At 69.6% G+C, this 12,814-nt stretch carries 11 protein-coding genes; 6 read left to right on the forward strand and 5 right to left on the reverse strand.

The features are described 5' to 3' along the window. The first annotated feature begins 32 nt into the window (after window positions 1–32). Complete coding sequence (locus FB560_RS11355; RefSeq protein WP_141872462.1) at window positions 33–1,361, forward strand: coiled-coil domain-containing protein; 1,329 nt, start codon at window positions 33–35, stop codon at window positions 1,359–1,361. 74 nt (window positions 1,362–1,435) lie between these two features. Here the strand turns inward: FB560_RS11355 and hpf are convergent, their stop codons facing one another. The 5 genes from hpf to mtrA all read right to left on the reverse strand — a co-directional run bounded on the left by hpf (window position 1,436) and on the right by mtrA (window position 7,068). Beyond that, window positions 1,436–2,092, reverse strand: a complete 657-nt coding sequence (gene hpf, locus FB560_RS11360; RefSeq protein ID WP_141872463.1) for a ribosome hibernation-promoting factor, HPF/YfiA family — start codon at window positions 2,090–2,092, stop codon at window positions 1,436–1,438. 94 nt (window positions 2,093–2,186) lie between these two features. After that, window positions 2,187–2,873, reverse strand: coding sequence for a ComF family protein (locus tag FB560_RS11365; RefSeq protein ID WP_141872464.1), 687 nt, complete (start codon window positions 2,871–2,873; stop codon window positions 2,187–2,189). A 104-nt stretch (window positions 2,874–2,977) separates the two neighbouring features. Then, window positions 2,978–4,699 (reverse strand): GerMN domain-containing protein, encoded by a 1,722-nt coding sequence (locus FB560_RS11370; RefSeq protein ID WP_141872465.1) that lies wholly within the window; start codon window positions 4,697–4,699, stop codon window positions 2,978–2,980. Then, window positions 4,696–6,381 carry an MtrAB system histidine kinase MtrB gene (gene mtrB, locus FB560_RS11375; RefSeq protein WP_141872466.1) on the reverse strand — a complete coding sequence of 562 codons (1,686 nt, stop codon included), beginning with the start codon at window positions 6,379–6,381 and terminating at the stop codon, window positions 4,696–4,698. Before mtrB ends, FB560_RS11370 begins: the two co-directional genes overlap by 4 nt. A gap of 6 nt (window positions 6,382–6,387) precedes the next feature. Further along, window positions 6,388–7,068, reverse strand: a complete 681-nt coding sequence (gene mtrA, locus FB560_RS11380; RefSeq protein WP_141872467.1) for an MtrAB system response regulator MtrA — start codon at window positions 7,066–7,068, stop codon at window positions 6,388–6,390. Window positions 7,069–7,165: 97 nt separating this feature from the next. Here mtrA and FB560_RS21055 point away from each other — a divergent pair, with 97 nt between their 5' ends. The 5 genes from FB560_RS21055 (at window position 7,166) to FB560_RS11405 (ending at window position 12,800) form a co-directional block, all read left to right on the forward strand. Beyond that, window positions 7,166–8,650, forward strand: coding sequence for a glycerophosphoryl diester phosphodiesterase membrane domain-containing protein (locus tag FB560_RS21055; RefSeq protein ID WP_141872468.1), 1,485 nt, complete (start codon window positions 7,166–7,168; stop codon window positions 8,648–8,650). Continuing rightward, a complete protein-coding gene (locus FB560_RS11390; RefSeq protein WP_141872469.1) occupies window positions 8,647–9,285 on the forward strand; it encodes a DUF4129 domain-containing protein in 639 nt (212 codons plus the stop codon). Before FB560_RS21055 ends, FB560_RS11390 begins: the two co-directional genes overlap by 4 nt. Further along, window positions 9,282–10,469, forward strand: a complete 1,188-nt coding sequence (locus FB560_RS11395) for a DUF4350 domain-containing protein (protein WP_141872470.1) — start codon at window positions 9,282–9,284, stop codon at window positions 10,467–10,469. Before FB560_RS11390 ends, FB560_RS11395 begins: the two co-directional genes overlap by 4 nt. A gap of 98 nt (window positions 10,470–10,567) precedes the next feature. Further along, a complete protein-coding gene (locus FB560_RS11400; RefSeq protein WP_229673212.1) occupies window positions 10,568–11,491 on the forward strand; it encodes an AAA family ATPase in 924 nt (307 codons plus the stop codon). A 1-nt stretch (window position 11,492) separates the two neighbouring features. Next, window positions 11,493–12,800 (forward strand): DUF58 domain-containing protein, encoded by a 1,308-nt coding sequence (locus tag FB560_RS11405; protein WP_141872472.1) that lies wholly within the window; start codon window positions 11,493–11,495, stop codon window positions 12,798–12,800. The last annotated feature ends 14 nt before the right edge of the window (window positions 12,801–12,814 follow it).

A 12,814-nucleotide genomic window follows, 5' to 3' on the forward strand; every position in this document is an offset into this window, starting at 1 on the left:
ATCGCATCGTCCGCGGAAAGTAGGATCAGCACATGGCTGGAATTTGGGGCAGACGTAAGCGCGAGCAGGAAGCACTCGCCGCTCAGGACGCCGATCTCGCGCGGCGCGCGGAGCAGGCACTGGTCGCGGCGGACGAGCGCATCCGGACCACGTCCGACGAGCTGGCGTTCGCCGAGGCGGAGCTGGGCGAGTCGTTGACCGCCGACCTCCGCAAGGCCCTCGCGGCGGTGCGCACGCACCTGCGCGAAGCGTTCCAGATGCACCAGCTGAACCACGACGAGATCCCGGACACGCCGGAGGAGCTGCGCACACGGAACGCGCGCATCATCCAACTGTGCGATTGGGCGCAGGATCTGCTCGACGAGAAGACGGACGTGCTCGCCGCGTCGGTCGCGAAGGTGCGACGAGCCCCCGAGATCATCGCCCAGGTGCGAGCGGATGCCGCCTCTCTGAGCGAGCGGATCCCCCAGACCAAAGCTGCGGTCGAGCGACTGTCGAGCCGGTACGCCGACTCGGCGATGACGCAGATCGCGGCGAGCGCCGCCGAGGCCGAACAGCTCATCGCCTTCGCCGTCCACGGCGCCTCCGTGTCGGAGCGTCGTCGGGCCGCGAAACAGAATGAAGAGGCGAACGTCGCCCTGGAGACCGCCACCGAGGCCACGCGACGAGCCTCCGCGCTCCTCGACGCGGTCGAGGACTTCGAGATCGAGGCTCTGCGCGCGGAGTCGACCCTCGCCGAGGTCGTGGCGGACTCCCGAGGCGACCTGATCACGGCGCGCACCGCTCCCCAGGTGCCGGCGGTCACGTCGGCGATGTCGGCGCTGCAGTCCGCTCTCGGCGCACTCGCCCCCTCCGGCGCGCGGAACGACCCGTTCGCCGAGCTCTCGCAGCTCCGAGACGCCAACACGGCTCTGGACGATGCGATCGCGAAGGCGAAGCACCGCGCGGCGAACCCCTTGCCCTCGGTGCAGCAGGTGCAGCACGCGATCGACGACGCAGATCGACAGCTGGGGGTCGCGCGCGGACTGATCGCCGGACACCGCGGGTGGATCGGTGCCGATGCCCGCACGCGTCTCGCCGAGGCCGAGCGACTGCGCATCGACCTGTCCGACATGCTCCCGGCCGAGGACACGCGGGAGGCGGCCCTGTCCGGCGCGCGGCGCGTCGCCCACCTCGCATCTGAAGCGCTCCAGCTGGCACAGCGCGACATCGACTCCTCACGCCCTCAGGACGACGGCTGGGGTGGCGGCGGCGGTGGCTGGGGTGGCGGCGGACGACGTGGCGGAGGCGGCGGCGACATCGCATCCGGCATCCTCGGCGGTCTCGTGATCGGCAGCCTGCTCGACGGCATCTTCGACTGATCGCTGCGACGACACAAGAAAGCGGCCCGATTCCTCTCGGAATCGGGCCGCTTTCGTCTGCCGGTCTCACGCGCTCAGGATGCGAGCGCCTCCGCCGGCGGCGCCTGGGTGCTCAACGCGATCACACCGTAGTCCCAGCCCTTGCGTCGGTACACGACGCTGGGGTGATCGCTGCGGACGTCGACGAAGAGGAAGAAGTCGTGTCCCACGAGCTCCATCCGGTCGACCGCCTCTTCGACGGTCATCCATTCGGCGTCGAAGCTCTTGGTGCGGATGACGACGGGCGAGTAGACATCGTCCTCGCTGTTCTGCACGGGGACGTTGCCCGTTGCGACTGCGTGGAGGACCTCCACGGAGGCCGGCTGCACGTCGATTCCCTCCAGGGCACCGCTGCCCTTCTCGAAGTGCGCCCCACGCGGATGCTGTCGACCGTCGACTCGCTTCTCCTTCGCGCGTCGCAGCTGCTCCGACATCTTGTCGACCGCCAGGTCGAGGGCGACGAACTTGTCGCCGTCCGTCGCTTCCGCTCGCACCACCGGACCCTTGCCGATGAGCGTGAGCTCGACGGTCTCATCCGGCACGTGGCCGTTGCGATACACGCGATGCGTGACTTTCACATCCAGGCGTTGCGCTCGTCCGGCGAACGTCTGGATCTTGGCGATCTTCTCTTCGACAACGGTGCGGAATCGGTCAGTGATACCCACCCCGACGCCAACGATGCTCGTTTCCATTGCTGCCTCCTTGTCCCGGTCCTCCCGGCCAAGGGCGGACCGTGGTCGCCTTGTGACCCCCAACCGTAGTCCGCCCACGGACGGATGTCACGGGTCATTTCCTCCGTGTCGTCGATGAGTCCTCGATGAGTCTTCGGTGACGCGGCGTGGCGGCGAGCGCGACCGCGGAAAGCACGTCGAATCCTGCCTCGGTGAGCGCTCGCGCTGCCTCATCGAGCGTCGCGCCGGTCGTGACGACGTCATCCAGCAGCACGATCCGCTCGCCAGCGCCGCGCCGCCGGGCGCGCATGCTCCCGCGCACGTTCTCGCGGCGCTCACGCACGTCGAGACCGCGCTGATCCGCTCTCGCAGCCGCCGGAACGAGCAGCGGTGACGGGATGGCTCCGGCGCGGCGGGCGAGCAGGTCGGGCACCCGATAGCCCCTGGCGCGGAACGCTGCACGGCCGGTCGGCACCGGTACGACCAGCGCACCGCCAGCCAGCGCGGCATCGAGAACCGGGGCGAGCGCACCGCCGAGCACGCGCGCGAGCAGCGTCTCCCCCTCCCCTTTGAGCCGCCGGATGCACCGTGCCGCGACGCCTTCGAAGGAGAGCGCGGCATGCACGGCGAGCCCGTCCGGTGTGACTATCGCCACCGGGCAGGGCGTGAGCTGCGCGCGACACCCCGCGCACAGCAGCTCGCCGGGCTCCCCGCATCCTGCGCACGAGGCGGCCAGCAGGAGCGCTGCCAGTTCGGTGCCGATGCCGCGCAGAGTCGATCGTCGTGTCGATGAGGAGGGCATGCGTCGATACTCGACGAGACGCGGACCGCGGGGACATCAGCCCGTCACCGGATGGGGACACCATCGTTCAGCCCCTCACGGTGCAGGCCGAGTGCGTCCGCCCCTCACTCGCCGGCGCGAGTCGCCAACACCCGCACGCCGGAGGCGACCTCCCGCCATGCCGATCCGGCGTGCGCGAAGAGCGTGCCGTCGGCGTCCCGCACGCGCACACCGCTGGCCGTGCGCGACCCCGCGAGCGAGTCCGCTCCCGCCGGTGCGGCCTCCACGATTCCCGGACCGCCGACCATCTGGGTCAGCAACGGGGCACCCTCGCCCGGTATCAGCACCGCAAGGCGCGTCGCACCCAGCCAGACCAGATCGTCGGCGGCGCCATCGATGCGGGTGAGCTGCTTCGCCGGGCCGAGTTCCACAGGCACGCCGTCGTCTCTCACGACGGCAGCGACGACGACCCAATGTTGACCGCCTACCGTGATCACCGCTGCGACTCTGGCCCCGTCGGCGGACACCCGCAGCGCGGACACCGACGATGCGGTGGGCCAGGCCTTGGCGACCGCCCGGGCGGCGGAGACATCGCTCCCCCAGGCCTGCACCGCTGTGGGATCGTCGGCAGCCACCGTCCAGGTGTAGCCGAAGGGATCGATGGACGGGGCGACCGTCGTGGCCGGAGCCTGGAACTGATCCACGCGTCCTTCGCTCACCCGGTAGACGTTCCCGTCGCCCAACTGGACGGCGGCCTGCGCGGAGTCCGCCGCCACGTCGATCGCCGCCACGTCTTGCGACAGGCCGACGATCTCCTCGCTGATACCGGGAATCGGAGAGATCTGGTCGCCGACGATGGCTCCGAAAGCATCGTCGGTCAGGATGAGCGAGCCGGGATCGATCGTCTCGTCCTGGAGCTTCACGATGCCCGCGTTGAGCTGGCGTCCGTCGACCGTGAACTTCACCTGCGACACGTGCACCCCACAGGCTTCGAAGGTCTCCTCCAGCTGGGTGCGCATGCGCGCGAGGGTCGCCTGGTTCAGCCGCGCCGCCGCACCTGTCAGCGCGACCTCGGCGACCTGCGAGGCATCGTCGATCGGCACGGCATCCTCCGCGAGCTCGACATCCGCAGGGAACGCCGACTGGACCGATTGATCGAGCCAGGAACTCGGGGCACCGCCGATGAGATTCTGCGTGACGGTCGTCGCGATGCTCGTGCGTCGGGGGAACCAGCGCACATCCGGAACGAGATGCGTCCAGCTCTGATCGAAGTACTGCAGGGGATATCCGTCGAACACCAGCGAGAACCGCGACTCGTCGATCACGATCCCGTCCGGTGCCTTCGCGATGCGCCATTCCCCGTCGTCGAGGCGCTTCACCGTGAACGTCGCGTTGGACGCACCGGTGGACTCGGAGTAGGCCCCGAATTCGTCGACGTTCGCGACGAGATCGAACTGGACCTTCACGTCTCCCGACGTCGCGTCGTCGTCGCCATCCGGGATGGTCGAGGAGACGGTACGCGACCCCACGGCCGAATCGATCGACACGCCGACTCCGGGGCGCCACGTGGGCTGCAGCTCCGGGGTGAGGAACGTGCGGGCGATGCTCCAGTTGTCCGCGGGGGTGATCGCCGCTTCCAGGAAGCCCTCGACGATCTCCTCAGGACTCGCCCCCGGCGGGGGGCCGGAGGCGACGAGGAGCAGGTCGTTGACCTCGGGTGCCTCGCCCAGTTCCAGTCCGGCGTTCACGTCCCCGCTCATCGGCAATCCCGTGCATGCGGTGAGCAGGAGCGCGGCGAGCGTCAGAGCGATGCCCCGCAGCGCCTGTGTCGTCCGCCGTCGGCTCATGATCCGTCCTCGCGATCGAGAAGCTCCCTGGCGAGGTCGGCGAGGGAGATGGGCTGCGTGGCATCGCCGATCTCGGCCAGCGGTTCCTGCGGTTCGAGCGCGATCGGGCTCGCACCTTCCAGCACGGTCCCATGGCGGGGCAGGGTGAGGACGAAGTTGGTGCCTTCACCGAGCTTCGACCAGACGCCGAGGGTCCCGCCGTGCAGGGTCGCATCGCCGAGAGAGATCGAGAGGCCGAGTCCGGTGCCCCCGATCGTACGTTGCCGTGAGGGGTCCGCCCGCCAGAACCGGTCGAAGACGCGCTCGGCATCTTCGGGAACCATCCCCATGCCGAAGTCGCGAACGCCCGCGGCCACCGCGTGCTGATTGCTGTCGACCGTCACGACGATGGGTCGGCCCTCGCCGTGCTCGATCGCGTTGCCGATGAGATTGCGCAGCACACGGCGGACGCGACGCGGATCCATGTCGACCGGCGAGTACCCGCCCGGTGCGACCAGCCTGAGCTCGGTGCCCCGTCCCTCGGCGAGCGGACGCATCTGCTCGATGACGTCCTCGGCGACGTGGGCGAGGCTCGTCGCCTCCAGCTCGAGCTGCACGGATCCGGCGTCGTAGCGGCTGATCTCGAGCAGGTCGGAGAGCAGGATGTCGAACCTCTGCACCTGCGTGTACAGCAGCTCCGCCGTTCTCGCGGTGGTCGGGTCGAACTCGTCCCGTTGATCGTTGAGCATGTCCGCAGCCAGGCGGATCGTGGTCAGGGGGGTCCGCAACTCGTGCGAGACATCGGAGACGAATCGCTGCTGCACCATCGAGAGCTCCCCGAGCTCCTTGATCTGCGACTCGATGCTGTCGGCCATCGCATTGAAGGATCTGCCCAGAGTGGCCAGCTCGTCCTCGCCCCGCACCTCGAGACGCACGCCCAGATCCCCCGATGCCAGACGCGCGCTGGTCTCGGCAGCCTGGATGATCGGCGACGACACCGTGCGCAGGACCACCCACGAGATCGCCGCCACGATCGCGACAAGACCGATTCCGGCGATCCACAGCGTGCGCTGCACGAAGACCAGAGTCTGATCCGCATCGCCGAGGTCGTAGGCGAAGTAGATCTCGAAAGGCCCTGCCTCAGGGACCTGGAGCTGCTGCCCCACCGCGATCCCCGGCACTTCCCTGCCCCCGTCGCTCACCAACGCGATCGACTGCCAGGCCTGGAGGTAATCGAACTCCTTCACGCGGTTGCGCAGCCCGTCGCTCAGCTGGTTCGCGGTCAGGCCGCCCTGCGTGAAGCCGTTCAGCCGGAGGGGGTTCGGGCCCTTCTCGATGCGGAAACCCGCCAGCTGCTCGGCACTCGAGGTGCGGGCCAGCCCCTGGGTGATGCTCCGCCAGAGTTCCTGCAGCGCAGCCGGATCATCGCCGACCTCCGCCACGTCGAGCTTGCTCTGCGCATCGTCGATCGCGCGACGCGCATCCTCGAGGACGACGTTCTTGCGCGAGATGAAGAGGTCGTTCTGGATCACGAGCGCCATCGTGACGCACGTGATGAAGATCGCCAGCGATGTCGCGAGCAGGGTGATGGTCAGCGTGCGGAACCGCAGCGATCGCCGCCAGAGGGCCGCGAACACCGTCGGCCAACTGCGCCAGTCGCGGAGAACGGCGACCGCCGTGGTGGTCGTCGTGGTCACGGCCATGGATGCCTAGCCGACGCTCCCGGCCCGGTAGCCGACGCCCCGCACCGTCATCACGATCTTGGGGTTGTCCGGGTCGAGCTCCACCTTCGCCCTGAGCCGCTGCACATGCACGTTCACCAGTCGTGTGTCGGCTTTGTAGTGATACCCCCACACCTGCTCCAGCAGCATCTCCCGCGAGAACACCTGCTGCGGCTTCGACGCGAGCGCGACGAGCAGCTGGAACTCGAGAGGGGTGAGAGCGATCGGCGCGGTCCCGCGACGCACCTCGTGCGCATCGACGTCGACGGTCAGATCGCCGACCCGGAGCTGCTCGATCGTGGCCTGGGGCGTGGGGCGCAGTCGCGTGCGGATCCGGGCGACCAGCTCCTTCGGGTTGAAGGGCTTGACCATGTAGTCGTCCGCACCGACCTCCAGGCCGCGCACCACATCAGCCGTGTCGCTGCGCGCCGTGAGCATGAGGATGGGGACGCCGGACTCTGCGCGGATGCGGGTGCAGATCTCGATCCCGTCCATCCCCGGAAGCATGAGGTCGAGCAGGACGAGGTCCGGACGCTGGGCGCGCCACTCGTCGACGGCCCGTGCTCCGTCGGCGCAGAACACCGGCTCGAAACCTTCCGTGCGCAGCACGATGCCGATCATCTCGGCGAGCGCGGTGTCGTCGTCGACCACAAGAATGCGTGAGGTCATAGCTGTTACCTTATGGCACCCAGTACCGGCGTCCCCAGATCTGCGCACCAGGCAGAGGGATATGACACGATGGGAGCGCACGACGGAGGGAATGCCTGTGAGCGGTCAGATGTGGACCCCTGCCCCCAAGAAGGGCATCATCCCCCTTCATCCGTTGACATTCGGGATGCTGCTGGGAAAGGCCTTCGCCGCCCTTCGGCACAACCCGAAGGTGCTGTTCGGCTTCGCGGTCGTCATCCAGCTGATCGTCGTCCTGGCGACGGCGGGGATCATGGGCGTCGTCCTGTTCACCAGTTTCGCGCGTCTGGAGACGGTCCCGGTCGGCTCCCCCGACTTCGATGCGGTGCTCGCCGGCACCATCGCGGTCAACATCGTCGCCGGACTCGCGGTCGGCCTGGCCTCGATCGCCTTCACCGCGATCATGCAGGGCGTCGTGGCTGCGGAGATCGGCTATGCCGCGATCGGCGTGAAGGCGACGCTGCGGATGCTGTGGAAGAAGATGGCTCCGGCCTTCTGGCGCCTCACCGGGTTCGCCTCCCTCTCGGTGGTGGCCGTGTTCGGCTTCATCGCGGTCGTCGCCGCGCTCATCGGCGCGTTCATCGCCGGAGGCCTGGGCGGGAGCGCAGAGCTCATCGGTGTGCTGGTGATCGTGGTGATCCTGATCGCGCTCGCCTGCATCCCGCTCGTGGTGTGGCTGTCGACCAAGCTCCTTCTCGTGCCCTCGATCCTGGTCCTCGAGCGTGCGCGATTCCGCGAGGCGCTCGTGCGCTCGTGGCGACTGACCCGCGGTCGATTCTGGGTCGCGTGGGGCGTCACATTCCTGATCAGCGCGATCATGGGACTCGCCATGCAGGTGGTGAGCCTGCCGGTCGCCCTGCTCAGCTCGCTGCTGGGCTCTGTCGTCGCTCCGACGGGCTCCGCAGAGCCCAGCGCGATCGTCAGCTACGTGTTCACATTGATCGCGCCGCAGATCCTGCTGCTCGTCCTCCAGGCGATCACGCTGGTCGTGCAGAGCACCGGTTCCGCGCTCGTCTACCTCGACTGCCGCATGCGATACGAGGGGCTGGATCAGACGCTGATCTCCCACGTGGAGCGTCGCGATCTCGGATGGACCGAGGAACAACTCGGCGACCCGTACGCCGTCGACCCGAGCCGCGCCGTGTCGCACGTGCCACCGCCGCGCCAGGTCCCGGAACACGTCATGATGTCGGCCGGCTACGCGTATCAGCCGCAGTACGGCGCCCCCGCCTCCCCCGGCCCGGCGCAGGCGACTCCCGCCCCGCCGCCCGCTGCGGGGCAACCGTACCCCGCACAGCAATACCCTGCACAGCAATATCCCGCGCAGCCGTACCCCCCGCAGCAGTACCCGTACGCCGGCCAGCAGTACCCCGTGCCGCCGCAGCCCTCTCCTGCGCAGGCACCCGCGCCGGTGCCTCCCGCGTTCGCACCCGCCCCACCGGCGGTGTCCTCGCCCACCGTCCTGCCACCCACGACGCCTCCGGCGCCGAACGACAGCCCCTGGGCGCCCCCGGCCGACGGCGGGTGGACAGCCCCTGGCGCCGACGGTGACGGGTCGGCATGATCCGATCCTTCGATGTCTACGTTCCCGATGGCGACGAGGCACGGCGCTGGGCCGAGGAAGAGCTCTCCAACCCTCGATACGCCGACGCGAAGCCGACCTGGTTCGACCTCCTCGCCCGCGACATCGGACGTTTTCTGCGCGATCTCTTCACCTCGGAGAACGGCGCGAACGTCGGCCCGTCCGCCCTCATTATCGTCACCGTCATCATCGTCGCAGCCCTGATCGCCGCCCTCATCATCTGGGGCAGGCCGCGCAGCGCCCGGAGCATCCGTGCCGCACGCGGCGATCTCCTGGGCGCAGACGACGATCGAAGCGCCGCACAGCTGCGTGCCGAGGCCGATCGCCACGCACGTGACGGGGACTGGGACACCGCGACGATCCTGCGCTTCCGCGCGCTCGCACGCGGGCTGCTCGAACGCGACCTGATCGACCCCGCTCCCGGAGCCACGGCTCAGGCCATCGCCCGCGAGGCGAGCACGGTGTTCGCCGACGAGAGCGACGCCGTGCGGCGCGCGGCGGTGTCGTTCGACGACGTCCGCTATCTGCGACACCCGGCGAGTGCGGAGAGCTACCGTGAACTGGCCGCTACCGACGACCGGTTGCGTGCCCGCCGGCCCGAGGCGGTGCTCGCGTGACGCACGCCATCGAACAGATCTATGCGCCGTCCACCGCCGTGCGTCGCCCTCCCCGCTGGCGCACCGTGATCGGATGGCTGATCGTCGCCGCCCTGGTCATCGGCGTCGCCTTCATCGCGATGCGTGTGAGCGCCAGCGCGCCAGGAAGGCACGGCGGTCTCGATCCTGAGGGCCGCAATGACGCCGGGGCCCTCGCCCTCGCGGAGATCCTTCGGGATCAGGGAGTCGACGTGACGGTGTCCCGTTCACGTGCGGAGGCCCGCGCCGCGATCGACGAGGACACGACGCTGGTGATGGCGAACCCGTACACGCTCAGCGACGAGGGTCTGACCGCGCTCATGGAGCCGGCGGATCGGGTGGTGTTCCTGTCGACCGGAAGCCGTCTGCTCAGCCTGCTGCGCATCGGCCAGGACGCTCCGGGGACCTCACCCGCTGTCGCGGCGGAGTGCCCGCTCCCGGAGTTCGCTCGTGTCGGTGCCATCCGACCCGACCGCCTCTTCACCCCGGCAGACGGCGTGTCCGCCTGCTTCGGTGGGTCCACCGGTGCTGCCGTGCTCGTGGACGACCGGAGGGACGGGCGTCACGTCGTCGTCGAGGGCTCCAAGCTCTTCAGCAACGCCTATCTCGCCGAAGACGGCAATGCGGCCCTGGCGCTCGCGCTCCTGGGCCAGACCGATCATGTCGTCTGGTACGTCCCGACATTCGAGGACTCCGACATCGAGGGCCAGTCGGAGGACACTCTCGGCTCGCTCACCCCCGACTGGCTCACACCCGTGATCCTTCTGCTGCTCCTCGCAGGTGTCGCCGCCGCGATCTGGCGGGGCCAGCGCTTCGGACCGCTCGTCTCCGAGACCCTCCCCGTCACGGTGCGTGCCTCCGAGACGATGCACGGTCGTGCGCGTCTGACCGCCAAGGCAGCCGATTCCGCGCACGCCGCCGAGGCGCTGCGAGACGGGTCCCAGCGCCGACTGGCACGTCGGCTCGGTCTCGCCGCGCACGCCGGCGCCGACGAGGTCGCTGATGCCGCCTCGGATCGCCTGCGGATCCCGCGCGGAACGCTGCAGACGTTGCTCGCCGGGCCTCTTCCCACCGACGATGCCGCACTGATCGAACTGGCTCGACGACTGGGCGAGCTCGAGACCGCCGTCGAGACCACCAACCACACGACCCGGAGCGACGGATGACCGCATCCGACGTCTCCCCCATCCATCCCGACGGAAGCCGAGGGCATCACGTGACCGCTGAGAACATTCCCGCCGACGACGCCGCACTGCGCCAGGCGATGCACCGCGTGCGCACCGAGGTCGACAAAGCCGTCGTGGGTCAGGCCGGCACCGTCACGGGGCTGCTGGTGTCGCTGCTCGCTCGCGGCCATGTGCTGCTGGAGGGCGTCCCGGGCGTCGCGAAGACGCTGGTCGTGCGCTCGTTCGCGCGCGCACTGGGGCTCGACACGAAGCGCGTGCAGTTCACCCCCGACCTCATGCCCGGGGACGTGACCGGATCGCTCGTGTACGACGCCCGCACCGGCGAGTTCGACTTCCGCGCAGGTCCCGTCTTCACCCACATCCTGCTCGCGGACGAGATCAACCGCACACCTCCGAAGACCCAGGCCGCGCTGCTGGAGGCCATGGAGGAGCGCCAGGTGTCGGCAGATGGCGTGAGTCGGGTCCTCCCCGACCCGTTCCTGGTCGCGGCGACGCAGAACCCGATCGAGCACGAGGGCACCTACTCGCTCCCGGAAGCGCAACTGGACCGCTTCCTCATGAAGCTCGTCGTCGGGATGCCGGAACGCGATGCCGAGGTCTCGGTGCTGCGTCGCCATGCCGAAGGCTTCTCGCCGCGTGAGCTGACGGGAGTCGAGGCGGTCGTCACCGCTGAGGAGATCCGCGCGGCTCAGGAGGCGGCGGGGCGCGTCGAGGTCACCGACGATGTGCTCGGCTACGTCGTGGATCTCGCCCGTGCGACCCGCCAGTCGCCATCCGTCGAGCTCGGCGCGAGCCCCCGCGCCTCGACCGGTCTGCTGGCGGCGGCGAAGGCATGGGCGTGGCTCAACGCCTCCTCCGCCGTGACTCCCGATCACGTGCAGACGATGCTGGTGCCCGTATGGCGCCATCGCCTGCAGCTGCGACCGGACGCGCAGATGGAGGGCGTGTCCGCCGATGCCGTCCTGACATCGGTCGTGCAGCAGACCCGGGTGCCGATCTAAGGTGTTCGTCACCGGCCGCCTCGCCGTCGCCATCGCCCTCGGCGTGCTCCCGCTCGTCCTCGCCGGACTCGCGGGCTATCCGCCGTACGCCGTGGCGGGCGCCTGGGTCGGGCTCTGCGCCCTGCTCGCGGGCCTCGACGTCGCACTGGCCGCGAGTCCGCGGACGGTGACGGTGTCGCGCCGCGTCCCTGCACGAGCGCGCCTGGGCGAGCCGGTGCCGGTCAGCGTCGCCGTGCACAACCACGGTCAGCGCACCCTGCACGGCATCCTCCGTGACGCGTGGCAGCCGACGGCCGGTGCGGATCCCGCCAGGCAGACGTTGCTGGTCCCCTCCGGTGAACGCGCCCGCGTCGCGATCCCGCTGCTCCCGCGCCGCCGCGGCGAGTTGGTCAGCGAGTTCGTGATGCTCCGCTCCCGCGGCCCCCTCGGCCTGGCCGGGCGCCAGGCGCGGCATGCGGTGCGCGGTGCCATCCGCGTGCTCCCTGCATTCTCGTCGCGCAAGCACCTCCCTTCCCGCCTGGCCCGGCTGCGCGAGTTGGACGGGAACACCAGCATCCAGGTGCGCGGGCAGGGAACCGAATTCGATTCGCTGCGCGAGTACGTGCGCGGCGACGACGTCCGCTCGATCGATTGGCGCGCCACGGCCAGGGCCGGAACCACGATGCTGCGGACCTGGCGTCCCGAGCGCGACCGGCACGTCGTGATCATCATCGACACCGGGCGCACGGCCGCAGCCCGTGTCGGCGACGGGACGAGGGTGGATGCCGCCCTCGAGGCTGCCCTTCTGCTCGCCGCGCTCGCCTCCCGTGCGGGTGACCACGTGCACCTCCTCATGTATGACCGCGTCGTGCGCGGCCGCGTGACCGGCGTCGACGGCACGGGACTTCTTCCCGCGCTGACCGATGCCATGGCACCCGTGCACGCACGTCTGGTCGACACCGACTGGCACGGTGCGTTCGCCGCGGTGCGCACGCTGACCACCCGACCCTCGCTGATCGTGGTCCTGACCGCCCAGGATGCCGCCGAGTCCGCGCGTGCGTTCCTCGGCGCGTTCCCGAACGCCTCACGCGCGACGACCGTCCTGGTCGGCTCCGTCACGGACGACGACATCGCCTCGCTCGCGCAGCAGCGCGGGTCGCGGGAAGAGGTCTATCTCGCCGCCGCAGCGGAACGGACGCTGAGCGACGCGGAGAATGTGGCCGACGCGATCCGACGTGCCGGGGGCGAGGCGATCGCCGCCGACCCCGAAGCACTGCCGCCGCGCATCGCCGATCGCTATCTGGAGCTGAAGGCCGCAGGGCGGCTGTGACGCGGAGGCGCCAC

Source organism: Microbacterium saperdae, from assembly GCF_006716345.1.
GTDB lineage: Bacteria > Actinomycetota > Actinomycetes > Actinomycetales > Microbacteriaceae > Microbacterium > Microbacterium saperdae.

Bases quoted from the DNA above. Each gene is read 5' to 3' on its own strand.
- FB560_RS11390 (WP_141872469.1), top strand. From the start codon at position 8,647: ATGATCCGATCCTTCGATGTCTACGTTCCCGATGGCGACGAGGCACGG.
- FB560_RS11365 (WP_141872464.1), bottom strand. From the start codon at position 2,873: ATGCCCTCCTCATCGACACGACGATCGACTCTGCGCGGCATCGGCACC.
- FB560_RS11400 (WP_229673212.1), top strand. From the start codon at position 10,568: ATGCACCGCGTGCGCACCGAGGTCGACAAAGCCGTCGTGGGTCAGGCC.
- hpf (WP_141872463.1), bottom strand. From the start codon at position 2,092: ATGGAAACGAGCATCGTTGGCGTCGGGGTGGGTATCACTGACCGATTC.
- FB560_RS11370 (WP_141872465.1), bottom strand. From the start codon at position 4,699: ATGAGCCGACGGCGGACGACACAGGCGCTGCGGGGCATCGCTCTGACG.
- FB560_RS11355 (WP_141872462.1), top strand. From the start codon at position 33: ATGGCTGGAATTTGGGGCAGACGTAAGCGCGAGCAGGAAGCACTCGCC.
- mtrB (WP_141872466.1), bottom strand. From the start codon at position 6,381: ATGGCCGTGACCACGACGACCACCACGGCGGTCGCCGTTCTCCGCGAC.
- mtrA (WP_141872467.1), bottom strand. From the start codon at position 7,068: ATGACCTCACGCATTCTTGTGGTCGACGACGACACCGCGCTCGCCGAG.